At 59.8% G+C, this 25301-nt stretch carries 19 protein-coding genes; 4 read left to right on the forward strand and 15 right to left on the reverse strand.

Annotation, left to right across the window (positions count from 1 at the left end; all coding sequences use genetic code 11):
* Nucleotides 1–39: 39 nt before the first annotated feature.
* Nucleotides 40–1203: a ubiquinol oxidase subunit II gene (gene cyoA, locus FHT93_RS25545; RefSeq protein WP_112546138.1), complete on the reverse strand. Its 1164-nt coding sequence runs from the start codon at nucleotides 1201–1203 to the stop codon at nucleotides 40–42.
* A gap of 376 nt (nucleotides 1204–1579) precedes the next feature.
* On the opposite strand from cyoA, the gene FHT93_RS25550 reads away from it, so the two are divergent.
* Nucleotides 1580–2911: an MFS transporter gene (locus FHT93_RS25550; RefSeq protein ID WP_112546139.1), complete on the forward strand. Its 1332-nt coding sequence runs from the start codon at nucleotides 1580–1582 to the stop codon at nucleotides 2909–2911.
* A gap of 77 nt (nucleotides 2912–2988) precedes the next feature.
* Here the strand turns inward: FHT93_RS25550 and FHT93_RS25555 are convergent, their stop codons facing one another.
* The 10 genes from FHT93_RS25555 to FHT93_RS25600 form a co-directional block, all read right to left on the reverse strand.
* Complete coding sequence (locus FHT93_RS25555) at nucleotides 2989–3456, reverse strand: cyclic nucleotide-binding domain-containing protein (protein WP_112546343.1); 468 nt, start codon at nucleotides 3454–3456, stop codon at nucleotides 2989–2991.
* A gap of 95 nt (nucleotides 3457–3551) precedes the next feature.
* On the reverse strand, nucleotides 3552–6266 hold the full coding sequence (locus FHT93_RS25560; RefSeq protein ID WP_112968987.1) for an ABC transporter transmembrane domain-containing protein: 2715 nt from the start codon (nucleotides 6264–6266) through the stop codon (nucleotides 3552–3554).
* Nucleotides 6267–6460: 194 nt separating this feature from the next.
* On the reverse strand, nucleotides 6461–7594 hold the full coding sequence (locus FHT93_RS25565) for a glycosyltransferase (RefSeq protein ID WP_183850044.1): 1134 nt from the start codon (nucleotides 7592–7594) through the stop codon (nucleotides 6461–6463).
* Nucleotides 7591–8838, reverse strand: coding sequence for a glycosyltransferase (locus FHT93_RS25570; RefSeq protein ID WP_183850046.1), 1248 nt, complete (start codon nucleotides 8836–8838; stop codon nucleotides 7591–7593). Before FHT93_RS25570 ends, FHT93_RS25565 begins: the two co-directional genes overlap by 4 nt.
* Nucleotides 8839–8849: 11 nt before the next feature.
* Entirely contained in the window at nucleotides 8850–10058 is a 1209-nt protein-coding gene (locus tag FHT93_RS25575) for a glycosyltransferase family protein (RefSeq protein ID WP_112546142.1), read from the reverse strand.
* 95 nt (nucleotides 10059–10153) lie between these two features.
* Entirely contained in the window at nucleotides 10154–11329 is a 1176-nt protein-coding gene (locus tag FHT93_RS25580) for an ABC transporter permease (protein WP_162710161.1), read from the reverse strand.
* Nucleotides 11329–12327: an ABC transporter permease gene (locus FHT93_RS25585; RefSeq protein ID WP_112546144.1), complete on the reverse strand. Its 999-nt coding sequence runs from the start codon at nucleotides 12325–12327 to the stop codon at nucleotides 11329–11331. Before FHT93_RS25585 ends, FHT93_RS25580 begins: the two co-directional genes overlap by 1 nt.
* Before the next feature lie 3 nt (nucleotides 12328–12330).
* Complete coding sequence (locus tag FHT93_RS25590) at nucleotides 12331–14235, reverse strand: ABC transporter substrate-binding protein (protein WP_112968989.1); 1905 nt, start codon at nucleotides 14233–14235, stop codon at nucleotides 12331–12333.
* Nucleotides 14235–16124, reverse strand: coding sequence for an ABC transporter ATP-binding protein (locus FHT93_RS25595; RefSeq protein WP_183850048.1), 1890 nt, complete (start codon nucleotides 16122–16124; stop codon nucleotides 14235–14237). Before FHT93_RS25595 ends, FHT93_RS25590 begins: the two co-directional genes overlap by 1 nt.
* 183 nt (nucleotides 16125–16307) lie before the next feature.
* The gene (locus FHT93_RS25600) at nucleotides 16308–17648 is read right to left on the reverse strand and encodes an adenylate/guanylate cyclase domain-containing protein (RefSeq protein WP_112546147.1); all 1341 of its coding nucleotides are present in this window, start codon (nucleotides 17646–17648) and stop codon (nucleotides 16308–16310) included.
* A 427-nt stretch (nucleotides 17649–18075) separates the two neighbouring features.
* Here FHT93_RS25600 and FHT93_RS25605 point away from each other — a divergent pair, with 427 nt between their 5' ends.
* The gene (locus tag FHT93_RS25605; RefSeq protein ID WP_183850050.1) at nucleotides 18076–19419 is read left to right on the forward strand and encodes a nucleotide sugar dehydrogenase; all 1344 of its coding nucleotides are present in this window, start codon (nucleotides 18076–18078) and stop codon (nucleotides 19417–19419) included.
* Here the strand turns inward: FHT93_RS25605 and FHT93_RS25610 are convergent.
* Nucleotides 19409–20584: a DUF3095 domain-containing protein gene (locus FHT93_RS25610; RefSeq protein WP_183850052.1), complete on the reverse strand. Its 1176-nt coding sequence runs from the start codon at nucleotides 20582–20584 to the stop codon at nucleotides 19409–19411. The two genes, FHT93_RS25605 and FHT93_RS25610, sit on opposite strands and share 11 nt — an antisense overlap.
* 121 nt (nucleotides 20585–20705) lie before the next feature.
* Here FHT93_RS25610 and FHT93_RS25615 point away from each other — a divergent pair, with 121 nt between their 5' ends.
* A complete protein-coding gene (locus tag FHT93_RS25615; RefSeq protein WP_112546150.1) occupies nucleotides 20706–21185 on the forward strand; it encodes a class I SAM-dependent methyltransferase in 480 nt (159 codons plus the stop codon).
* Nucleotides 21186–21192: 7 nt separating this feature from the next.
* Here the strand turns inward: FHT93_RS25615 and FHT93_RS25620 are convergent, their stop codons facing one another.
* On the reverse strand, nucleotides 21193–21648 hold the full coding sequence (locus FHT93_RS25620; protein WP_112546151.1) for an Rrf2 family transcriptional regulator: 456 nt from the start codon (nucleotides 21646–21648) through the stop codon (nucleotides 21193–21195).
* A 136-nt stretch (nucleotides 21649–21784) separates the two neighbouring features.
* Between FHT93_RS25620 and FHT93_RS25625 the strand changes: the two genes are divergently transcribed.
* Nucleotides 21785–22690 (forward strand): NAD(P)/FAD-dependent oxidoreductase, encoded by a 906-nt coding sequence (locus FHT93_RS25625; RefSeq protein ID WP_183850054.1) that lies wholly within the window; start codon nucleotides 21785–21787, stop codon nucleotides 22688–22690.
* A 12-nt stretch (nucleotides 22691–22702) separates the two neighbouring features.
* Here the strand turns inward: FHT93_RS25625 and FHT93_RS25630 are convergent, their stop codons facing one another.
* Nucleotides 22703–23581, reverse strand: coding sequence for an FkbM family methyltransferase (locus FHT93_RS25630; RefSeq protein WP_183850056.1), 879 nt, complete (start codon nucleotides 23579–23581; stop codon nucleotides 22703–22705).
* Nucleotides 23581–25296 carry an adenylate/guanylate cyclase domain-containing protein gene (locus tag FHT93_RS25635; protein ID WP_112546154.1) on the reverse strand — a complete coding sequence of 572 codons (1716 nt, stop codon included), beginning with the start codon at nucleotides 25294–25296 and terminating at the stop codon, nucleotides 23581–23583. Before FHT93_RS25635 ends, FHT93_RS25630 begins: the two co-directional genes overlap by 1 nt.
* Nucleotides 25297–25301 lie beyond the last annotated feature (5 nt).

The raw sequence follows: 25301 nt of genomic DNA on the forward strand, positions 1-25301 counted from the left end.
ACAACCCGTTCATTATGTCTTACGACGCAAAGCGCCAGGTTAATTGTTATTGTTGAGCTGCGCAGGCGCAGGACCGCCGCCATTGCTCATGCCGGGCATGGAATGGCCATCATGCTGCATGTCCATTCCGGGCATGTTCTGCATGCTGTTGCCATCAGTGCTTTCGGCAGGCTCGCTGCGTGCGGGAGCGCCTGTTGCAGGTACCGTCGCCGCGGGCGCGACGATGCCCTCGTCAGCATGGCGATTGTCGTAGGTCAGCTTTTCGCGGTTTTCTTCGCTTTCCTTGCCGCCGCCGCCCATCATGTCGATGTGCATCATCTCGTTCATGCACATTTTGCCGGGCGTGGCGCACATGTTGAGGATCGCGTCGTAGAGATCGGCATCGGCGCCGGCATAGTAGCGCACTGGCTCTTTCTCGCTCGGCTTTTCGAGCTTCAGATAGGCGTCGCGGTTGAGCATCGTGCCGCGCTGCTTGACCTGCGCCACCCAGGCATCGAAGCCCTGCTGGTTCAGGCCGTGGAATTTGAAGCGCATATTCGAGAAACCTTCGCCGCTGTAATTGGCGGAGAAGCCGTCATATTCGCCTTCCTTGTTGATGACGGCGTGCAGTCTCGTCTGCATGCCCGGCATGGCGTAGATCTGGCCGGCAAGGGCGGGGATGAAGAAGGAGTTCATCACCGACGAGGAGGTAATCTTGAAACTGATCGGGACATCAACCGGTGCTGCGAGCTCATTGACGGTCGCAATGCCGAGGTCCGGGTACAAGAACAGCCATTTCCAGTCGAGCGCCACGACCTCGACGGTCAGCGGCTTGGTATCTGCCGGGATGGCGCGCTCCGCGTCGATACGGTCGAGCGGGCGATAGGGATCAAGCTTATGCGTCGAAATCCAGGTGACCGCGCCGAGCGCGATGATGATGGCGAGCGGTGCTGCCCAGATCACGATTTCGAGACGCGTGGAATGATGCCATTCGGGCGCGTAGTTCGCGGCCGTATTTGAGCGCCGGTAACGCCAGGCGAAAAACAGTGTGAGGAAGATCACCGGAATGATGATCAGAAGCATCAGCACCGTCGAGACGATGATGAGGTCGCGTTGCTGGGCAGCAATATCGCCCGAAGGCGACATGACTACCAAGTTGCATCCTGCCAAAAAAAACAGCGGCAAGATTAATAGAAGGCGGGAAAACTTTGGCAGTTTTTGCACGTCTCTAAGCTCTTTTTGTTTCGTTCAATTGCCGACTAAAGCACTGGCACAAGCAGCGATATGAGGTCTTTGGTCGCAGTGCAACATGCATTTTGCACCGCGGGAGAAGTCAGCTTCCACGGCGCCCCTAAAATCCTGATAACAGTAAGAAGGAATTTCTCCGGCGCCGCCTTGTGTATAGCTGAAAAGCAGGGCCTTGCCCAATAAAACTCTGGAATAGGTTGGGATAGGTATCACGCGATTTTGACGTCGCATCGATTTTTGAGAATTCGGCGTCAACTATTTACGCGATCAGGACTTGATAAGCTGCAAATATGGAACAAGATCAGCTTGAGGTGCTTTGTAAAAAGCACCTTGAACGAGGGAGGCGTTTCATATGGCTACTGTAGCCCATTTAGGACCATCATCTTCATCGCTGGAACGGGATGCGCGGCGCATCCACGATGACAAGCCGGTTTCGCCCGGCAGCATCGCGGTCGGCGTGGTGATCGGTCGCATGTCTGAATTTTTTGATTTCTTCGTTTACGGCCTCGCATCCGTACTCGTGTTTCCACAACTTGTATTTCCCTTCGCGCCGGATCGGCTGACTGGTACGCTCTATTCCTTCGCGATTTTCTCGCTGGCGTTTCTCGCCCGTCCCGTCGGCTCGGTCGTCTTCATGACGATCGACCGCTTCTATGGACGCGGCACCAAGCTCACCATCGCACTCTTCCTGCTCGGTGGTTCGACGGCATCGATTGCCTTCCTGCCGGGCTATGATGAAATCGGCTACTGGTCGATTGCGCTGTTGGCACTTTTCCGCCTGGGCCAGGGTTTTGCGCTCGGTGGTGCCTGGGACGGTCTCGCTTCCCTGCTCGCACTTAACGCGCCGCCGAATCACCGCGGCTGGTACGCAATGATTCCGCAGCTCGGCGCGCCCATCGGTTTTGCGCTGGCGAGCATCCTGTTCGGTTACTTTGTCGCCAATCTTTCCTCAGAGGACTTCCTCTCGTGGGGCTGGCGTTATCCGTTCTTCGTGGCCTTCGCGATCAATGTCGTCGCGCTTTTTGCCCGTCTTCGCCTCGTCATGACCAAGGAATTTGGCACGTTGCTCGAACAGCACGAGCTCGAAGCGGCACCAATCCTCGACGTACTGCGTGTCCACGGCCGTGATATCCTGATCGGCGCTTTCGTGCCGCTTGCAAGCTTTGCCATGTTCCACCTCGTCACGATCTTCCCGCTCAGCTGGATGAACCTTTATGGCAACCAGCCGATCGGCGCCTTCATGGTGGTTCAGGTCGTTGGCGCCATGGTCGGTATCTTCGCGATCATTGCGTCGGGTGTGATTGCCGATCGTATCGGCCGGCGTAAGCAACTGGCGATCTGCGCGGTGCTGATCGCGATCTTCAGCTTCGTTGGTCCATTCCTGATCGGCGCCGGCAATAGCGGCCACGATGCCTTCGTCATCATCGGCTTCGGCGTGCTCGGCCTTTCCTTCGGCCAGGCGACCGGTTCGATCTCCTCGCGCTTCGGCCGCGGCTATCGCTATACGGGTGCGGCCTTCACCTCTGACCTTGCCTGGCTCATTGGCGCGGGCTTCGCACCGCTTGTCGCACTTAGCCTGTCCAGCGAGTTCGGCCTGACCTTCGTCGGCTACTACCTGCTGTCGGGCGCGATTTGCACGCTCGCTGCCCTCGCCTTCAACAGGGCGCTGGAACAGCGCGAGTAGGCCACCGAAGGACACAACGAAAAGGCCCGCCTGGGAAACCCGGCGGGCCTTTTCGTTTACAATCTATATTCGGAGTTTCACTGTGCCATCTGCGGCTGCTTGGCTGAACGTGCGGCGGTCAGTTCGGCAGTCGTATGGTTGAGCCGGTCCGCGAGCACACGCATGATCTCCACGGCCATCTCCGGAAAATCGCTCAGAAGCTTGAGGAAATGTTCCTTGCTGATGCGCAGGACTTCGAGCGGTGAGGTGGCGCGCACGGTCGCGGTACGCGAGACATCGCAGAGAATGGCGATTTCGCCGACAATGGAATTGACCTCGACATCGGCGACCTTGATTTCGCCGGCAGGCGAGGAAACGATGATATCGGCCGTGCCTGACAGAACGACGTAGGCGGCGTCGCCGACATCGCCCTGACGGAACAGGTTTTGGCCTGGGTGGTACGTCATGCGGTCCGAGGTGAAGGCCAAGAGCTTGAGTTTCGCTGGTGCGATCCTCGAAAAGATCGGCACCCGCCGCAGCATTTCTACTTCATCTCTCAACAGCATGAGTGCTACACCCCCTGCCGCATGGTCCTTGATCATGCGCTAAAAACCAACTCCAAGCGCCTTGCAGGCGCCGTCTCTGCCGCCCCAATAGAGTATTACGATAACAGTTCCTTGAACATACCGTTTTTCTCGGAAAGTTCCGGATAGTTGCCCGCCTCGGCAAGATCGCCGCGATCGAAGAGCAATATTCGATCGAAGATTTCCGCCAGCTTGGCGTTGGACAACACCCAGATAATTGCCGGGCGTTTGCCTTCCTCGTGAAGGTCTTCAATGATGTTGTGGGTAATCTGGTCCTGGATGCGCTGGTCGAGCGCCGGGATCGGCCGGTTGAAGATAAAGTAATCGGAACGCTTGAGCAGCGCCCGGGCCAGATTGAGTTTCTGTCGCTGTACCCCTGTCAGGCGCTTGCCGCCGGAGCCGACATCGAATTCCAGCCCGATCGACAATACATCGTCATAGAGATCGAGCGCATCGAACAGTTCGCCCATGATCAGGCGGATGCGATCGGAAGCATCGGCCTGCTGATAGGCGATGCGGCCGAAGAGCACATTGTCCATCAGGCTCGCGGAGGCCGTGAAGCGGCTTATGTCATAACGCTCGATCAGCTCGGCGAGATCATCGGGGATGTTTTGATGGAACTGCTTGCGGGCATTGACAATCTTGTCCATCAGCGCCTGCGTCAAGAGACCGAAGCGGTGCCGCGGTTCGATATAGGCAAAGCTCAGGCGGATGATGCTTGCCCGGTCTTCAGGCGTAGCATCCTCGAAGCGCTTGCCCTGCAGCTTCTGCAGCAATGCCTGGTAGGTCGGAATGTCATCCGCCGTCATGAAGGTAAGCTGCTGGAAGAAGGGGTGGTCCGGCGGCAGGTCGTGGAAGAGTTCCACCGCGTTCTCGGCAATTTCCAGGCCCATCGCGTAAAGGTCTGTGCTCAGCCCGGTGTCGCGGAAGAGCTGCTGAAAATAGGGATGGCCGGCGAGCCGGCGGTTGTTCATCAGCGGCCGTTTCATTGTGCCGAAGAGGAGGTTTTCGCCAACAGTCGCCTGCGTGTTGTAGGCGTCGAAATCAAAGGGCACGACGATGGCGTCAAGATTTTCAGCGGCAAGTCGTTCGCGCAGCGATGTTCTGAGCTCCACGATATGGCTGCCAAGTGCGGTATGCACTTCGGTATTCACGGTCGAGCGCAATGCCAAATCCAGAATGTCCTGCGACATCAGCACGGCGTCGAGTACCGGCCGGATCGCTTTCAGCAGATCTTCAGGTCCCTTGGCGCCGGCAGAGTTATAGTCGACCCAGTCGCTGTTGAGATCGAGGATCGGATTGCCGGCCTTCTGTGATTCCGTGACATGCCATTTATATTCCTGCGCTGTCTTGTCGTCATATTCAGGCTCTTTCATCGGCGCGTGCTTCAGGCCGTAGAGCAGGTTGTCGCGCAGCGTGCCGTGGAAGAAATAACTGTCGGCAGAGGCATAGGAGATGCGCCGGCCGGTGATGGATTCGGGCAGATCCAGCAGGTCCTGTCCGTCGATGGTGATGCGGCCGGAATCCGGCCAGACGAGGCGGCCAAGCGCTTCGGCGAAGGCTTCCGCACCACTGCCGTTCGGTCCGACGATCGCAACCGTCTCGTTCGGCTTGATCTCGACCGAGACGTGATCGACGAGACGTGCGCCGCTATCGTCGCTGACGGAGAGGTTGGTGACGACGAAGGCACTCGTCAGGGGTGCCACCGGCGCGGTGGCGAGTTCCTGGATACGGCTGTCGATCAGCGGCTCAACATTGAATTGTTCGTAGACCTGGGCGTACTTGACCTGCACGTCCTGGCGCATCTGGTCCCAGTCGATCAATTCTTTCAGTGGGCCAGGCAGATCCTTGTACGCGGAGATAACGGCGACGAGCTGACCGATGTCGAGCCGACCTTGCAGCGCCAGATAACCGCCGATCGCGTAAAACAGGAAAGGTGTGACCTGGGCCAGGAAGTTGTTGATGAACTTGACCAGGAATTTCCACTGATAGAGGTCGTAGCGGATCGAGAAGATGCGTCCGAGGCGGGTCGCGATATCGGCGCGCTCGAAGTTGGATGTGTCGTTGCCGTGGATCGTGCCGATGCCGTCGACGATCTCGCCGACGCGGCCCGAGAGTTCACGTGCCGTCAGCTGGCGCTGGCGGCCGAGTTCGAGCAGACGCTTGCGCATGCGGGGAATAACCACCGCCTGCACGCCCACAATGGCAGCCGCGATCATACCGAGCCAGAAATTTTGAATGATGATGAAGGCAAGTGCGGTAATCGCCTGGCCACCGAGAAGGGCGGGGGAGACGAATGCGTCGCCGGTGAAGCCGCCCATCGGCTCCACCTCGTCCTTGATCATGGTGGCGATTTCAGCGGATTTGACCCGCTTGAAATGGGCAGGCGGGAAGCGCAGCACGCGATCGATGAGTTCGAAGCGGATGCGGCGCAACATGCGCTCGCCGAGCCGGCCCTTGTAGGTATTGATGTAGAACTTGAAAAGGCCGTTCAGCACCACCAGGGCCAGGAAGACCAGGCTCAACGCCATCAGCATCTGGAAGCGATTGAGTTCCAGGCCCTTGAAGAACTCGACATGCCCGATCAGCGGGATGTCATAGGCGATGTGCATGAAAATCTGTCTTGCACCAGGCCCGTCGAAGCCGTCACCCTGGATAGGTCCGTTGACGATTTGCTTCGGCAAGTCGAAGGACAAGAAGTAGGGTACCATGGAAGCGGCGACGACCAGCAGAATCCAGAGCTGCTGCAGCCGCGTGTTCTTCCAGATGTAGCGCGCGAGGCTTTTTTCCATGGTTAACCGTCAGACTGTGGGAAAAGTCCGCACTGCAATCCTGATGCTGGGGAAGAGGGAATCTCCGAGTACAGGACCATGCAGTCAGACCGCCGATATCGCAACGAAAACAAGGCGGAGCGGACTGATGTCGAAACGCCGATTCTCGCCGGAATTTTCCTTATATCACATGAATTTTAGAATAGGCGAGGGTTTCAGCCGATCATTGAACGAATGATGGCTGCACTTTTTGCGGCACCGTCTAAATCCAGCGAAACGGCGGGGCGCAACGGTGCTGCAAGTGCGCGTTCGACAGCGGTTTTGACATCGTCGAGCGTCAAGCCCGCCTCCGGCAGGATTTCGGCAAGGCCAAGTGCCTGCAACCGTTCGGCCCGCACGGTTTGCTCTGTCTCGCCTGCCGCCACGAAGGGGATGAGGATCGAGCGGCACTGCGTGCGAAGCAGGTCACCGACCGTGTTGTAGCCAGCCTGCGAGATCGAGACTTTGGCACCACGCAGCAGCGAGGGGAAATCCTTGCGGAACCGTACCAGCGTGACATTGGCAGGCGCATCCTGCGACAATAGGGCAAAATCAGCCGCGGGAAGGTTGGGGCCGGTGATCAGCAGCCATTTGATATCGGTAGGCAAGAGTACCGCCGCATCCCGCGCGGCGCGGATCAACTCCAGCCCGACGGCGCCGCCGCCTGCCGAAGCGATGATGTCGAACGTCTCGGATGGTTCGGGTGCGGGCGGCGGGGCAACGAGACCGGTGTAACGAATTCGATCAGCGATCTCAGGCGTCAGCGGGAACGTATCCTCCAGACGCACGAAGTTCGGATCGCCATGGACCAGCACGGCATCGAAATGCTCCTCGACCAGCTTGACGGTTTCCTCGTCACGGCCGGCCTTCCGGTTTTCCTGCAGGATATCGCGCACGGAGCTCAAAAGCTTCGGCCGCGGGTTGGCCCTTTCGATCGCATCGAGCAGGGGCAGCAGTTCGAAACGCATCTGCCGGCGGCCAAAGGGGAAGGCCTCGACGATGACGACATCTGGCTTTTCCTCTTCGAAGGCTTTTAGAAGGAGGTCGCGGCGCCTTGAAAGGAACTCCTCGCCTGCTGCCTGCCCATTGGCATCGGCAAGGCCGGAAAAGCCGATATTGCTGGCGACCACCGGCGGCAGCTCGATGGTCTTCACGCCTTCGCCGGGAAAGCCTGGCACCGGCAGGCCGCCGGTGACGACCGTGACGTCGAAGCCATCCTTTACCAGCGCATTGGCGATACGGCTGGCGCGCGCAATATGGCCGATGCCGAGCAGATGCTGGACATAGAAGAAGATGCGGGGAGCCGTCATGACGCCTTCTGCCATTCTGCCTCGAACAGGCCGCTCAACTGCCGGATGCTGGAGTGATAATCGAAATGGCCGCGCACGCGCTCTTCGGCCGCATCCCCCAGCCGCTTGCGCAGATCGGGATTGCGGATCGCCGTCTCAAGCGCTTTTGCAAGGGCTGCCGGGTCTTCCGGTGGCACGACAAGGCCGTTTTCGCCATCGCTCAGCAGCTCCGGCACGCCTGAGACATTGGTGGAGAGACAGACGAGTCGCTGGCTGGATGCTTCGACGAGCACATTCGGCAGCCCGTCGCGGTCGCCATTGGCGGCGATGCGGCAGGCAAGGGCGAAGATGTCGGCGCGGCGATAGTGATCGAGCACTTCTTCCTGCGCCAGTGCACCCTTCCAGGTGATACGGTCGGCAAGGCCGAGTTCAGCGGCGAGCTTCTTCAGCTTGGAAAGCTCCTCGCCGCCGCCGATATGATCCATGCGCCAGTTGATTTCCCGAGGCAGCAGGGCAAGGGCGCGCAGCAGCACGTCATAGCCTTTCTTTTCCACCGCCCGGCCGACGCTGAGAATGAAGGCGGGATCGGCGGAATCGCTGCCATCGCGGTTCGAGCGCTCGCCTGCAAAGTGGCCGAAGCGGGCGAGGTCGAGTCCATGATAACTCAGATGTACCGCGTCCTTGCGCGCCGTCAGTGCTTTCATGTGTTCGTAGCCGCTGCGGGTACAGGTGACTGCCCAGCGGGCACTTCCGAGCTTCTGGCCGAGGTCCCAGTCGGGCGAAGTCCAGATATCCTTGGCATGGGCCGAGCAGGTCCAAGGCGTGCCTGTCAGGATGCTCGCATATTCGGTCACTGAGGCAGGTGTATGGATGAAATGGGCATGCAGCCACTCGCCCTTGTCGGGCCATTCGCGCGCCAGTACCAGCGCCTGGCCGAGCCTGCGGAAACGATTGCGGGAGATATCGCGCGGCAGATCGGCGAAGAACCGTTTCATCAGTGCGCCGAAGCCTGGTCTGGAAAAACCGGCGAAAAGACCTTTCAACACACGGATCGGCTCCTCGTGCAGATATTCCGGCAGATAGACGACGCGCGCCTTGATTTCGTCATGCACGGGATGACGCTTCTTGTCGGTCGGTCGACGCATGGAGATCAGCGTCAGGTCGAAGCCGGCCTCTTCGAGGCCGAGCAATTCCTGGGCGATGAAGGTTTCCGAAAGGCGGGGGTAGCCTTTCAGCACGACGAGAATCTTGCGGCGTGGCGGCAAAGGAAGGCTCTTTATTCTGCGCCCACGAGAGAAAGGTGGCGTCCACGGCCGTCCAGCCATCCACCAACCGTGCGGGAAATCTGATTCAGCCCCTCCAGGTGCATGTTGCTGCCGCTTTTCGATGGCGGAAGCCGCGAGGGCAGGCGCTTCAGCGTCTCGGCCATGATAGTCGGGTCTCCGGATTGCTCCGGCAGCAGCATGTCGACCAGGCCGAGTTCGCTGGCGCGGCGGGCACGCAGAAGCTGCTCCTCGCGCGGGGCGACGCGCGGGACGATAAGGGCGGGCTTGTCGAAGGAGAGGATCTCGCAATAGGTGTTGTAACCACCCATGGCGACAACGGCAGTGGCACCGTCGATCAATTCCTCCATGTGATTGTCGAACTCGATCACCTCGATATAGGGAATGTTCTCGCCCTTGCGCACGAGTTTCGCGCGCTCGGCGGCCGGCATATAGGGACCGAGCACGACAAGCGCTTTCTGTGTCAGCGTCTCGTCGGCCTCATAGGCGTTCATGACGTCGTGGACGAGATCGGAGCCATCACCGCCGCCGCCGGTCGTCACCAGGATATAGTCGTCCTTGCGGGCATTCAGCGAGTTCTTGCCCTTGGAAACGCTGCGCTGCAGGAAGCCGACGAAATCCATCTTGCGGCGGACGCCCGAGGGCACGTCGAGGCCGACCAGCGGGTCGTAGAAATCCGGTGGTCCATAGACCCAGATGCTGTCGTAATACTGATCGATCTTCTGCATGATGCCGTTTTTCTTCCACTCGGCTTCGAGCAGATGCGGCGCGTCCATGACCTCGCGAAGGCCCAGCACCAGAGTGGTGCCGCGAGCTTTGAGATAGGCGAGCGTTTCCTCGACCTCGCCTTTTAGCCCCATCGGCTCCTTGTCAACGATGAAGATGTCAGGCTGAAAGGTCTCGGCGGTGTGCCGGATGCTCGATTCGCGCATCTTCAGCGTATCCTGAAGGTCGATATGGCTGGCGAGTGACGTATATTCGCCGTTTCGCAGCTTGATGACGCTCGGGATTTTCACGAAGTCGACTCGGGCACGGTAGTCGAAGGCCCCGGCAATCGTCGCGCCCGATATGATCAGAATATTCAGGCCGCGATAATCCTCGACGAGGGCATGGGCGATCGCCCGGCAGCGGCGCAGGTGGCCAAGGCCGAATGTATCATGGCTGTACATGAGGATGCGCGCATCTTCGAGACGTCTGGCCATCGGTGTGCCCCTTGAGGTGGACGACATACTTCTACCACCCCCGCATGCCGGAGGCCACGATGCGGCGGAGGTGAAACACCCCGCCGAATTCACCGCTATTTGTAGGGATCTGCCGCATCGCGCAAGCCGTCTCCCAGAAAATTGAATGCCAAAATCACCAGGACTACCGGAACGATCGGAAACAGCAGCCACGGATAGAAGGCGATGACGCTGACGCTCTTGGCCTCCGTCAGCAGGATGCCCCAGCTGGTAATGGGTGGCCGGAGGCCGAGGCCGAGGAAGGAAAGCGCCGTCTCGCCGAGGATCATGCCCGGAATGGAGATGGTGGCGGATGCTATCAGATGCGACATGAAGCCCGGCACCAGATGCCGGCCAATGACGCGCGGTGTGCTCGCCCCCATAAGCTGGGCGGCCTGCACATAATCTTCCTCGCGCAAGGCCAGAAGCTTGGAGCGCACGGCGCGGGCAAGTCCCGTCCAGTCGATTATGCCAAGGATGACGGTGATGCCGAAATAGATGACGATCGGGCTCCAGGTCACCGGCATGATGGCAGCCAGCGCCATCCAGAGCGGCAGCGATGGAAGGGATTGCAGGACTTCGATCAGTCGCTGCACGACAAGATCGAAGATGCCTCCCCAATAGCCGGCGAGCCCGCCGATGACGATGCCGAGCACGAAACTGATGGAGATGCCGATCAGGCCGATGGTGAGTGAGATTCTTGCACCGTAGAGGATACGCGACAGCACGTCACGGCCGAGACGATCGGTTCCGAGCAGGAACATCTGTCCACCGATCGCCGGGCATACAAGATGATAGTTGGCGGCGACGAGCCCCCAAAACTTGTAGCCATCACCACGGCAGAAAAAGCGGATCGGCTGGATGTCGTTTTGCTTGTCGCTGTATAGCCGGTGCAGCGTATCGATATCGAGCGTCATCTGCCGTCCATAGACGAACGGACCGACGAAATTGCCCTCGCTGTCGAAAAGATGGACGCGCTGTGGCGGCGAATGGATGAAATCGACGTTGCGGGTATGGAGCCCGTAGGGCGCCAGGAACTCCACGATCAAGATCATCAGGTAGACGGCGGCAAGGAAAATGCCTGAAGCCAGCGCCAGCTTGTGGCGCTTGAACTTCCACCACATGAGCTGCTTCTGCGAGGCAAGGTGGATACGCGACTGTGCCGAGGTCATCGTCTCCGTTGCGATCGGATCGAACGGGGCAGTCGAAACATAGTGCGGCAGCGGCGCACCGGGCGCGGGTAGGGGCGACATTATTTGGTGCTCCTGCCTTGCAGACGGATGCGGGGATCGAGGAAGCCAAGGGCGATATCGGAAATCAAGACGCCGATGACGTTCAGGAAAGCGAGGAACATCAGGAAGGAGCCGGCAAGGTACATGTCCTGGCTTTGCAGCGCCTTGATCAGCATTGGCCCGGTCGTTTCCAGCGACAGAACGATGGCGACGATTTCCGCACCCGAAATGATCGACGGCAGGATCGAGCCGATATCTGCGACAAAGAAGTTGAGCGCCATGCGCAGCGGATATTTGACCAGCGCCCGCATCGGATGCAGGCCCTTGGCGCGCGCTGTCGTCACATATTGCTTCTGCATCTCGTCGAGCAGATTGGCGCGCAGGCGGCGGATCATGCCGGCCGTGCCGGCCGTGCCGACGATGATGACGGGAATCCAGAGATGCGCGAGGATCGACTTCGCCTTTTCCCAGCTCATCGGCTGGTTGAGATATTGCTGGTCCATCAGATGGCCGATGGAAAGCCCGAACCAGACATTGGCGAAATACATCAGGATCAGCGCCAGCATGAAGTTCGGAATTGCAATGCCGAGCAGGCCGAGGAAGGTCAGGCCGTAGTCGCCCCAGCTATATTGATGGGTTGCCGAATAGATGCCGATCGGGAAGGCAATCAGCCAGGTTAGAAGGATGGTCGTGAAGGAGACGAGGATCGTCAGCCACAATCGGTCGCCTACGACGTCGGAAACCGGCAGCTGATATTCGAAGGAATAGCCGAAATCGCCATGCAGCATTCCCCCGACCCAGAAGAAGTAGCGCACGATCTCCGGCTGGTCGAAGCCGTATTGATGGCGCAGCTCCTCGATTTCCTGCAGGTTTGCGGTCTCGCCCTGGGCGCGCAGTTCGGCGATCTGGCTTTCGAAGAAGTCGCCGGGCGGCAGTTCGATAATGACGAAGACCAGCGCCGATATCACGAGCAGGGTCGGCACCATGGCGGCGATACGCCAGAGGATATAGCGGATCATCGCTTAGGCCTCCTTGAACCAGAAGGTGTCCGGCATGTAGACGCCGAGGAAGGAGGTCGGATCGAAGCCGTAAAGCGCGTGCTCCGGCACGTTCTGCATTTTGGCGGACCTGAGGATCGGCTGTAGCGTGCTGTTGATGAGGCCGATCGAAAAGACCTGCTGGGTATAGAGGGACAGCATCTTGTGCCAGATAACCTCGCGCTCTTCCGTCGTAGCACTTGCGCCCCACTGGTTGAGGAGATCCACAAGCTCGGCCGCCTCCGGCAGATCGGGCGCCTTGCCCTCCTGACCGGCCGAAAGATAGTACATGCCCCAGAGCGGCCATTGAAGCTGGTCATCCAGCGTAGGGGCTAGTCCATAGGGAGACATGTCGGCGGTCGGCACGCCGTTATCCAGCCCGTACCAGATCGACATCATGATCGAACCGCTCATGGCGCGATTGCGGAAGACGTCGCGCTGCGAGGTGCGGGTGAAGAGCGCCAGACCGATATTGGCCCAGTGATCGTGCACGAGTTCCAGAACGTCCGTGTCGAGATTGCTCTCGCCGGCTGTCTCGACGGTGATCTCGGCGCGGCGTCCATCAGGCAGCAGGCGGATACCATCGCTGTCGCGCTTGTCGAGGCCGAGTTCGTCGAGCAGCTTATTGGCCGTGTCAGGGTCGAAATTCACATAGGCGTCGGCATATTCCGGTTTGAAGAGCGGGCTTTCCGGCAGCACCGTATCGGCACTCGCCTTGCCGAGGCCGTAGAAGGCCACCATGTTGATCTCATGCCGATCGATTGCCAGCGACAGGGCTCGGCGGAAGCGTACGTCGCGGAACAGCGCGCGCCAGGTTTCGTCGGCGACATTGAGGTTCGGCAACAGCGTGATGCGCGAGCCGCGCGCCACCTTCCAGAGATTGACCTTCACAGCGAAGCGCTTTTCCGCCTCTTTCAGGAAGGTGTAGTCATTGAAGTCGATGCCCGTCGCCTGCAGGTCGGATTCGCCCGCGCCGGCCTTGGCGGCGATGATCGAGGAAGACGAGACGTTCAGGATGAAGCGATCGAGATAGGGCAGTTGCATGCCATTCTCGTCGACGCGGTGGAAGAAGGCATTACGCTCGAAGACGAACTGGTCGGCCGGCGGCGCCGTGCGGTTCTGCCAGGGATCGAGCGTCGGCAGATCGGGATTGTTGGGCCGGGAAGCGAGCGCCATCTTGATGTGCAGGTCGGCCCACTTCTTGGCGCGGTTCTTCTTCATCAGCTCTTCAAGCTTGGCCTTGTCCTGAAAGCCCTTGTGGAACTGTTTCAGGTAATGGCCCGGGCCATAGATAACGAGCGGCAGAGGTCCGGCAAGCGCCGACAGGAAAACCGGGTTGGGCTTGTCCCAGCTGTAGCGCACAGTCAGCTCGTCGAGCACTTCGAAGCGCGGCAGGGAGCCGTGCGGACGCAGCTCCAGCGCGCCGCCGCCGGGCGTCAGTTCCTTGTTGAGGATGACGTCTTCCCACCAGTAGCGGAAGGCTTCCGCCGTGAAGGGATGACCGTCCGACCATCTGTGCCCCTCGCGCAGCCGGAAGGTGAAGACAGTGTCATTCTCCGAGGTGAAATCGCGCAGGATATCGGGCTGGAACTGCAGCTTGGTGTCGTAGCCAACCAGCCGCGAATAGCCGTAGACGGTCATGTAGCGGATATCGCGCACACCGCCGATGATGGTGCGCACATTGCCGCCATAGGTGCCGGGCACGCGGCCCATCTCCTTGAGATTGACGATACGCGGCTCAGTCGGAATGCGCTCGGCCATTGGCGGCAGACTGCCGTCAGCGACCCTGGCCCTCAAAATTTCTGGCTCGGCGAGCTGCTGTGCCCGGAGCACCGAAGGCGCGATGGCCGAGCCGATCAGGCCGCCGAGAAAGATACGGCGCGTCACCATCAGACCAGTTCCTTCGCATCGGCACCCTTGCGGGCGCGCACCAGATGGCCGCCGCCGAGATCGGCAAAGGCAAGTTCGGAGGCGTCATCGTGGTCCGCCCTGAAGACCGGGCCCCAGTTCTGCTTGTCGGCTGCACCATTTTCCTGCAGCGCCTTGAAGTCGAGCGGCCGGTCGAGATCCGGGAAGGGAACGGCGGCAAGCAATGACCTGGTATAGGGGTGAACCGGATTGCGCAGAATGATTTCGCGCGGCGCGATCTCGACAATACGGCCCTTGCACATGACGGCGATGCGGTCTGCCATGTAGTCGACGACTGCGAGGTTGTGCGAGATGAAGAGGTAGGTGAGCCCCAACTCCTTCTGCAGATCCTTCAGAAGATTGAGGATCTGTGCCTGCACGGATACGTCGAGGGCCGAGACCGGTTCATCAAGGATGACAAGCTTGGGGCCGAGCGCGAGCGCGCGGGCAATTCCGATGCGCTGGCGCTGGCCGCCGGAGAAACTGTGCGGATAGCGGTTGAGATAGCGCCGGTCGAGGCCGATCGCACCCATCAGCGCCTCGACTTTGGCCTTGCGCTCGGCACTGTTGCCGCGATCATGGATTTCGAGAGGCTCGCTAAGGATATTGCGCACCGTCATGCGCGGCGAAAGCGAGGAAACCGGATCCTGAAACACCATCTGGATCTTGGTGCGAAGGTCCTGCAGTTCCGATCCCTTGACCGAGAGGACGTCGATCACATCCTTGCCGTCGTTGAACGTCACCGTGCCACTGTCAGGCGTGACCGCGCGCATGAGAATCTTGCTGACGGTCGTTTTGCCGCAGCCCGATTCGCCCACGAGCCCCAGACATTCGCCGCGGCGGATATCGAAGCTGACATCGTCGACAGCGCGCAAGATGGTGGCTTCCTGGCCACCGAAGAAGCTACGCTTGCGCGTCTTGTAGGTCTTGGAAAGATTGGCGACGGAAAGGAGCACGCCGGGCGCTTCCTTTTCAGCCGGCTTCTTCTTGCCGATCAGCGATTCCAGATTGACCGGGACGTCCCGCAGGGCCTTCAGCCGTTCGCCTGGCTTCATGTCGAAATGCGGGACCGCGGCCATGAGGGCCTTGAGATAGGGATGTTGCGGATTGCGGAAGATGGCCTCGACCGGGCCTGCTTCCATGATCTCGCCGTGATAGATGACCACCACTTCGTCGGCCATATTCGCGACGACGCCGAGGTCATGGGTGATCAGCAGCATCGCCATGCCGAGCTTGGCCTGCAGGTCGCGCAGCAATTCGAGGATCTGTGCCTGGATCGTCACGTCGAGCGCCGTGGTCGGCTCGTCGGCGATCAGCAGCGCCGGCTTGCAGATCAGCGCCATGGCAATCATCGCGCGCTGTCGCATGCCGCCCGAGAGCTCGAACGGATACATGTCGTATGTGCGCTTCGGATTGGAAAAGCCGACGAGGCCGAGCATTTCCTCGGTGCGCTCGCGTGCTTCCTTCTCGTCTGCCTTGGTGTGGATCAGCAAGACCTCGCTGATCTGGTTGCCGACCGTGTGGAGCGGCGAGAGCGATGTCATCGGCTCCTGGAAAATAGTCGCCATGCGCCGGCCGCGCAGGTCTCGCATCTCGGCGCTGTCGCGCGACAGCGAGAGAATATCCGTGGCCTTGCCATCCAGCGGGTCGGTAAACAGGATACGGCCGCCGGCATGGGCGGGGGCCGGAAGGATGCCCATGATCGACTGGCTGATAACAGATTTGCCGGAGCCGCTCTCGCCGACGAGGGCGGTCACTTTGCCTGGCAGAATCCGAAGATTGGCTTCCTTTACGACACGCAGCCGGTCGCCGAAAACGGAGAAGGCGACGTCCAGATTCTCAATACGCAACAGATCGGCAGCTGACGCCATACCAATGAAATTCCCCAGTCCTTATGTGTTCCCGTTAAGGCACACTATCGTACCGTCAACTGGGTGTCCAGTTGATGACAGGCATGGGAAAAAGCAACCCATGGCGCCTGTTTTACAAAGCGCTTGATGCAGGGGTTGTCATATACGGCGCAGCGGTCAAAGCGCTGCAATGTTCGCGTGTAGTTACTGGATGAATTTTTCGATAGGCGTGCGTTTTACCTGTTTCTTGTCGCGGTGAAGCATGATGACCTGTTCGGCTTCCGAAAGGCCGTTCTGAACGGCTTCGCGGAAACCTTCGTCGACCCGGATTGCAGATGCCGGCGCCCGCGGCTGCAGCACCGTCACCTTCTGACGGATGCCGCGCAGCTTTTCCTCGCCAAGCGTGATCCATTCGCCGCCGCAGTAGCCGGCAAAGGCCTGGCTCGCGACAACCTCGCGGCTATATTTCTTCGTCAGGACCTGTAGACGCTGTACCTCGTTCACTGCCGAGCCGAAGGCGGAGAAGGTAAGACGATCCTTCAGGCCGACATTGCCGAACATGACGTTGCCGACATGCAGACCGATGCCGTAGCCGATTTTCGGCAGCCCCTTTGCCTCGCGATCCTTGTTCAGTTCGGCAACCCGCGCCTGCGCATGATGGACGGCGGAAAGCGCTGCCTCGCAGGCGATTTTGGACGGATCCTTGTGGCGACCGCAGGGATAGACGGCGAGGAAGCCGTCGCCGAGGAAGCTCAGGATTTCGCCGCCGTTGCGGTTGAATGGCGCAGCGATCGCATCGAAAAACTGATTCAGCGTATCGATGTAGGCCTGCCTTCCCTCCTTCTCCGCATACATGGTCGATTCACGCATATCCGCCATGACGAGAGCGGCTCGGATGGTCTCACCATCGCCACGGCGAACCTGTCCGTTCAAAACGCGCTTGCCGGCATCGCCGCCGAGATAGGTGGTCAGCATGTTGTTGGCGAGCTTGGCAAGCACCGCCATCTTGGCAGCGACCGCCAGATGGTTCTGCATGCGCAACAGTGCGTCAATCATGTCGTCGGAAAAGCCGGCCGGGCTGTCGGTCGACCAGGAGCCCATCATGCCCTGCACCGACCCGTCACCGAAGGGTTGCACAAAGGCGAGGTAATCTGTGACCTTTTCTTGCCTGAGATCTTCGAAGATCGGAAATTCACTAGGGCCGTCAGGCATGATGCGGCGGCGGATATGCTGCAGATTGTTGTCGAGAAGATAGAAATAGGGGCTTTGCAGAAAACGGTCCGGCTTCTGGCCGGCCGGCATGCGGAAGCCTTCGATCGTCACGCCGCTCGAGCGCTTCCAGGTGAAGCTCAGCGCGTCATAGAGCGGGTGCAGCATCGAGAAGGTCAGGTGTACGCGCGCGAGTGGCAGGCCGGCGGCCGCGAGCCGCTCGCAGAAACCGCGCACAATGTTTTCAAGGTCGTCACCGGCCAGCGAAGAATTCGTCAGCCATTCAGCAACACGGTCCAACAAAATGGAGGATACGCTGGATTCGATCGTGCTCATTCTTGGTATTATCCTCATGTCGCACGTCCATCCCGAAACGCAAAAAACAGCCCAAACCTGCCCATTCACGATGGACAGATGGTAAGAAAATCAGGATGTACGAGCGGTATTATCGTGTCAACGATTGCCGACAACCGGCTGTGACACCCGCCAGCTTCCGACCTCCTGGAAACGGGCGAGCAATCTTTGCAAAGCAGTTCATTATCATTTGCCAAAATAGGCACGCTGAAAGTGCGAAACAATGGCATCAGTAAATTTTTTGTGCGTTCCGGTTGCCGGGATCGGCCGCCCCCAATCATTTTGTCTATATCCGGCTCACGAATTCAGGCCGCGGGAGGGTCAGGCGCTGCCAAAGAGGCCGGGTTTTATTTGCTGCGATCATGCATTAGATCAGCGTTCGGATTCACTTTTCGCAAGAGGCACGGCCTTGGACGCAAGCTCTTCCACCTTCGAGACGCTTTCAAAGAAGATTGAGGCCCGTACTGCGCGCGCCGGCATCATCGGCCTCGGTTATGTCGGCCTGCCGCTGGCGATGGCCGTGGCGCGCAGCGGCTTTGCCGTGACCGGCTTCGATATCGATCCGAAGAAGATCGTCGCGCTGGATGCCCGCCGTTCCTATATCGATGCGGTGACGAAAGAGGCGCTGACGGCCGAGATCGATGCGGGGCGGTTCTCCTCGACGAGTGATTTTGCCGGCCTTTCGGATTGCGACGTGATCGTCATCTGCGTGCCGACGCCGCTCACCAAACATCGGGATCCCGATCTTTCCTTCGTGGAAGCGACGTCGCGATCGATCGCCGCCCATCTGCGGCCGGGCCAGCTCATCGTGCTGGAATCGACGACCTATCCCGGAACGACCGATGATATCGTGAAGGTCATTCTCGAAGGGACCGGGCTGAAATCCGGTTCCGACTTCTTCGTCGGCTTCTCGCCGGAGCGTGAGGACCCCGGCAATCAGCATTACCACACTGAGACCATCCCGAAGGTCGTTGCAGGCGACGGCCCGCAAGCCCTGTCGCTGATGAAGTCCTTCTATGGTGCCGCCGTCTCGACCGTAGTCCCGGTCTCCTCCAATGCCACGGCGGAAGCGGTCAAGCTCACCGAAAACATCTTCCGCTCCGTCAACATCGCGCTCGTCAACGAGCTGAAGACAGTCTACGCCGCGATGGGGATCGATGTGTGGGAAGTCATCGACGCAGCCAAGACCAAGCCATTCGGTTATATGCCCTTTTATCCCGGCCCGGGTCTCGGTGGCCACTGCATTCCGATCGACCCTTTCTACCTCACCTGGAAGTCGCGCGAATACGAGCTGCCGACACGTTTCATCGAGCTTGCCGGCGAGATCAATTCGGCGATGCCGCGCTATGTCGTGGGCAAGCTGGCAGAGGCACTGGATATTCGTGCCGGCAAGGCACTCAGCCGCTCTCGCGTTCTCGTGCTTGGTCTCGCCTACAAGAAGAATGTTGCAGATATCAGGGAAAGCCCGTCGTTGCGCCTGATCGAAATCATCGAGGAGCGGGGCGGCAACGCGGATTATCATGACCCCTTCGTCGCGGAGATCCCGTCGACCCGTGAATATCAGGCTCTGAAGGGCCGGAAATCCATCGACCTGACACTGGAAGCCGTTGCCGGGTATGATGCGGTTCTCATTGCGACTGACCATGACATGATCGACTACGCGGCTCTTTCGAAGAGCGCCAAGCTGATTGTCGACACCCGAAACGTCTTAAGCCGGCTCGGCCTCTCGGCCGATCACGTCATCAAGGCGTAACGAGCACGCCGGAAAGCTGCTTGCCGGTGATCTGGCTGGCGGCGACGGCGTAACCGCCAGCTGCGCCGTCGATGAAGTGCATGTGGTCGCGCGACAGCGGCGTCGGCACGAAGCAGGTCATCAGTGCCGATGACTGGCGGTGCAGGCCGTAGCGCGCCACGCCCTTTTCCTGCGCCTGTTTCAATAGCATCTCGATGCGGGCGAGATGTGTGGCGTCGACATCGATTGTCATCTTCAGTCCATCGTCGAATTTGCGGAAATCCGAATTGCCTGAGACGTCCCTCTTGTAGCGGCGCGCGTTGAAATGGGTGAAGGTGATTCCGAATTTATGCAGGAAGACGACCAGGCCGATCTGCAGGAGGATGAAGAGCTTTTGCCGCAGGCGTTTGCCGTCAGGTGCGGTGGCTTTCACCTCGCGATTGATACCCTTCATCGAGAAGGCAAGCTCAGGCCCGTTTTCCGGCACGGGATGCCCGCTACGGTTCTGTTCTGCAGTGATGGAAACGATGCCGGTAACGAGAGCCTGGAATTCCGGCCCTGGGCCGTCCTCGCCAGGCACTGCGATGATCGAGACGATTTCCCCGTTGCGGGCCTCGATCGGGCTCCAGCGGCAGGAGAGGCCGGTCAGATCCGGCCGGGTGCCGGGTGCGGCCTTCTCGACGCCGTAACGGCCCATCTTCATATTCTTCTCGGCCCATATCGTGCCACCGCCGGAAAACATCGCATAGGTGACATAAGGACTTGCCGAATAACGGGCGACGCGTACGTCGAGACCCTCCGCGCGAATATCCGCGATCGGTACGATGGCGATGCGCAAATCGAGGTCGAGATCTTCCTTCACCCAGACCTGCGTCGCGGCAAGCGCCTTGCGCGCTTCCTTCTCAAGCGAAACGGGCAAGGCGATCAACGCGCCGTCGCCGGCAAAGACGAAGGGATAGTCGCCCTTGCCGACGGCATTCAGCACCGCGGAAATGACGCTGGCACCGGCCATGTTGACGTCCTTGTAGCGGCCGCCGGAAATCGCCTTCGTCGAGCCGACGATATCGGCCATCGCCAGCACCCATCCTTCGGGCAGCGGCTGATAGTTGCTCTCATCGGTCACGCCTTCGAAGTCGCTGAAGACAGGCACGTTGGCGAAGAATGCGTCGTTGGACATCTCGTTCATGGGACTGAGTTTATCACAGACCCGTGTTACCGCTGCAACGGCAATTTGCGTTTCCGGCAATCGACTTACACTGCATCGATATGGTAGCACCGCTGACATATTTTATGATGGACGGGACAAGATGAGCCGCCTCGACAGCTTCATTCGCCGATTGACGGCTCAACGCGATATTCTCAACGCGATCATTGACCTGGTGGAAGAGGTGGAGGGGCCGGTGCTCGAATTTGGCCTCGGCAACGGTCGCACCTACGACCATCTGCGCGAGCATTTCCCCGACCGCCGCATTATCGCCTTCGATTGGGAAATACGTTCCTATTCCGCCTCGACACCGCCGGCCGAAAACATGGTGACTGGCAATATCCGCGACACCGGCCAGGCGTTCCTCGGGATCAATGCTGCGCTCGCGCATGCCGATATCGGCACCGGACATGACGAGATCGATGCCGTCACGCTGACCTGGCTGCCACAGTTGATGGCTGGCGTTCTTACGCGTCACGGCATCGCCGTCAGCGGCTTGCCGCTGGAGCATGCCGAGCTTTTGCCTCTGCCTTTGCCCGACGGCATCAAGGAAGGCCGCTATTTCCTCTACCGCAGGAAATGATCCGCGCTCATGAGGCGCAGGAATAGGGTGTCGCCGAGCGCTCGGCAAACTTTGCCTCGAAGTCGGCCGCGATCTTGTCCAGCGTCACGCTGCCCAGCCGCCGCAGGAGCAGCGCCTGTGCCTCCTTCATCGCGTCCTCGAGGGCGGCATTTACGGCTTGTTCCACAAGGCATGTAGGCTGGTCATCGGCCGGCCCGATGGCGAAAAGATGCGGTTCGCCAATGGCGTTATAGACATCGAGCAGGGTGATTTCCGATAGCGGACGCACCAGCGTCCAGCCTCCGCCATGCCCCTTTTCGGAACGGACATAGCCCTGCGCTCGAAGGCCGGCCATGGTGCGGCGGACGACGACGGGATTGGTGTTCAGCATCTTGCCAATCATTTCAGAGGTCGCCGAATGCTCATGCCGATCCATATGGATCAGCACGTGCAGCATGCGTGAAAGGCGGCTGTCATTGCGCATGAGGCTTCATTCCTGTCGATCGAATGGGCCATTATCACAAGCGGATCGTAACAAGACAAGTAACATGATACTTGACCACTTCATTTCATGTAACTTATGTTGATTCATGATTGAGGCGCTGCCAGAGGAGAGTTCCATGTCATTCGAGGCTATCGTTATTGGCGGAAATTTCGCCGGCCTGTCAGCGGCAATGCAGCTCGCCCGGGCGCTGCGTCGGGTTCTGCTTGTCGATGCGGGGGCGCCGCGCAATCGATATTCGCCGGCCTCCCATGGCTTCCTGGGCCAGGATGGCCAGAGCCCGGCGGCGATCATGCGGGAGGGAAAGCGGCAGCTTGCGCTCTATCCTACCGTCACCATTCGGGACGGGGAAGTCGTTCAGGCGCGTGCCGATGGCGGCGAATTCGTCATCGGCATCAGGGGCGGTGGCGAAGAAAGGGTCGCGCGCATCGTCCTGGCAACCGGGATCAGAGATACGCTGCCCGAGATCGCCGGTCTGCCAGACCGATGGGGACATTCCGTGCTGCACTGCCCCTATTGCCACGGCTATGAGGTGAGCGGCGGTAGGCTCGGTGTTCTCGCAAACCATCCGCTTTCAGCACATTCGGCCATGCTGATTCCCGACTGGGGAGAGACGACCTATTTCACCCAAGCGCTATTCGAGCCCGATGAAGAGCAACTCGTGCGGCTGACCGCTCGCGGCGTACGGATCGAGCGCAGCCCCGTCGTGGAATTATTGGGCGATAGTCCCAGGCTTGAGGCCGTTCGCCTCACCGATGGCCGGATCGTGCCGCTCGATGCCGTGTTTGTCGCTCCGAAAACGGCGATGGCCAGTCCGCTTGCCGAGCAACTCGGCTGTGTCTTCGACGATGGTCCGTCTGGTCCTGTCATCCGGACCGGCGATAACAAGGAAACGACCGTCAAGGGTGTCTTTGCCGCCGGCGATGCGGCGAGCGCCATGCACAACGCCACGCTTGCTTCCGCCTCAGGGGTACTTGCTGGTGTGCATTGCCATCAATCGCTGGCGATGCAGTCAGCCGGATAGCTCTTGTTCGGTCTAAGGCAGGAACAGCACGTCATATTGATCGAATGCGCCCGGCAGATCACGGACTTTCATCTCCTTCTCGTGGTCCTCGAAGACCACGAGACAATTCTCGTAGAAGCCGGCGAGCATGCGAATGAAGGCTTTTGTGCCCTCAGGGCCGTAGAAGAGCGGCGTGAACTCCATATAGAGCGGCGCGCGGCGGGCAAGCAGCGGCAGCATCGAGCGACAGGCAACCGGCTCATACCCCTCGATATCCATCCAGACGAGACCGATGGACGCCTGATCGATGTCGAGGTCGTCGAGGATGCCGGTCACGGAGCGCACCGGGACGCTGATCTTCTGGTCGCTGGCGCTCTGGCGGATGGCGCTGCTCTTGCCATGATTGGCACTGTTTAGAAAGAAGTCGATCTCGCCTTCACCTTCGCCGGCGGCGCAGTTGACGAGGCGTACCACATCCGCGAGCCCATTCTGACGGATGTTCTGTTCCAGAAGGCGGAAATTGCGAGGGTCCGGCTCGACGCTGACGATGCCGGCAAATGCCCGAGCGAGCGCAAAATAGACGGTCTGTGTGCCGATATTTCCGCCGATCTCGAGCAACATGCTGTCTTTTCTCAGCAAGCCGCGCTGGCGCAGGATCACGAGCAGCCGATCGACGGCCTCGCGTTCGAAATGGCCCTTCCGGAAGACCTTGCGGCCGATATAGTCGGCGGGCGAAAAGCTCATCAGGTGATCGCCGGCATCGACCGTCATGGAGATGACGCGCGTCCCGATATTTTCGATCAGCAGCCGGCGGCCAAAACGGGTGTTGAAGAAACGCGTGGCCAGCGCATTGCGCGCCTTGCGCAAACGACGCCTCCAATATTTGCTAGTTAGCCACGCTTGGCCGGACATTATTGCTTTTCCTTGAGCGGTTCGGCGGCCTTCTCTCTCGGAATGACATAGACTTTCAAGGGCAGCGCCCGTCCACGCACATTGATTTCGCAGCTTTCGACCGGTTCCAGATCAATGCCGGCGCCTTTTGCGACCGGCTCGGAGATCACGATCGCGGCATTGAGCTCCTTGGCGGCCGTCTCCAGGCGGCTTGCGACATTGACCGTATCGCCGACGGCCGTCAGGCTGCGTACCCGCCCATAGCCCATCGTGCCGACGACCGCCGGGCCGGCGTGGATGCCGATGACGATTTGCAGCGGCAAAGGCAGTTCGTCGGAAAGTTCGGCGGCGAGTTTTTCCACCTCGGCAGCAATCGCGGTTGCGGCCGCGACAGCCTGCCGGCAGCCTTCCTCTGGCGTGGTGTTGAGGCCGAAGAGTGCCATGGCGCCGTCGCCGATGAATTTGTCGAGCTGTCCGCCGGCCTGTTCCACCGCCTTGCCGACGATCCCGAAATAGCGGTTGAGCAGGAAGACGACGTCGAAGGGCAGGCGGGTCTCGGTCAGCGTCGTGAAATGACGCATGTCACAGAAGAGTACGGCGATGTCGCGCTCGCGGCCGGGGCTGGTTTCCTGGCTATTGGCGGGGAGGGCTGCTTCTGTCTGCGGCACGAGCAGTGGCGCCACGGTCAAGTCCTTGTCCGGGCGGAGCTGACAGGCGAGGCGTACATCGGCTGCCGCATTGATGCGCTTCAGCGTCGTCTGCTCCAGCTTGTCGGGTGGCGGCAGGGTCCAATAATCGCTGAGAATCTGGACGCGGCACGTGGAGCACTGGCCCTTGCCACCACAAACCGAATAGTGCGGCAGGCCGCCAAGCCTGCTTGCCTCCAGAACTGTAAAGCCGCGTGGCACACGAACCGTCTCGCCGCCGGGGTAGTGAACGGCGACCTGGGTCGCCCGCTCTTTCAACCTGCGGCGCGCCCGTGCCAGAATGACGAGGGCAAGCGCTGCGGAGAAACTGCCGAAGAGCCCGGCGCGGATCTTCGCGATTTCCTCACGCGCTTCGGGATCGTTGTAGTAGCGGGTATTGATTGTTTCTTCGTAGTGGTCGGATTCCGATTGGACGTAGGAGGGATCGGACAGCGTGCGGCCCATCTCGACGAAACCGAGCAGCGCCAGCACCGGCAGGAGAATGGCGATGGCCAGAAGCAGCGACGAGGAATTGACGTACCACGACCGGTAACGCAGCCAGAAATGGATGCCGATACAGCCGTGGATCCATACGGCAAGCAGTGCGAAAGTCTGGCGTACACCGTCCTTCGGCGAGTTGATCCAGAGCGTGCGGACGATCGTCTCGTAATTGTCGCTATAGCTGTAGAGCGCATGGACGATGCGTGTGCCGATAACATGGTCGATGAGCAGCAGCGGAATCAGAAGGCCGAGAACGATTTGCGCCATCTCGTTCTTCGGCATGATGAGGCTGCGGCGCATATAGAGCCCACGTAGCACCAGCGTCAGATGGACCAGGACCGAGCCGTAGAAGAGCAGAGTGCCCAGCGGATTGCGCCAGATCGCCAGAAACAGTCGGCGCGCATCGTCGGCTGCCGTCAGCGAAACGAGCCCCAACGCATGGTTTGACATATGCAGGATGATGAAGACGAACATCACAAGGCCGGAACCGAGTCTGGCCTTCCTGATCGTGCGTTCCGAAAAAATCCCTGTGGCCCAGACCGTGGTCATCAATT

This window comes from Rhizobium sp. BK379 (genome assembly GCF_014193955.1).
In the GTDB taxonomy this organism is placed as follows: Bacteria; Pseudomonadota; Alphaproteobacteria; order Rhizobiales; family Rhizobiaceae; genus Rhizobium.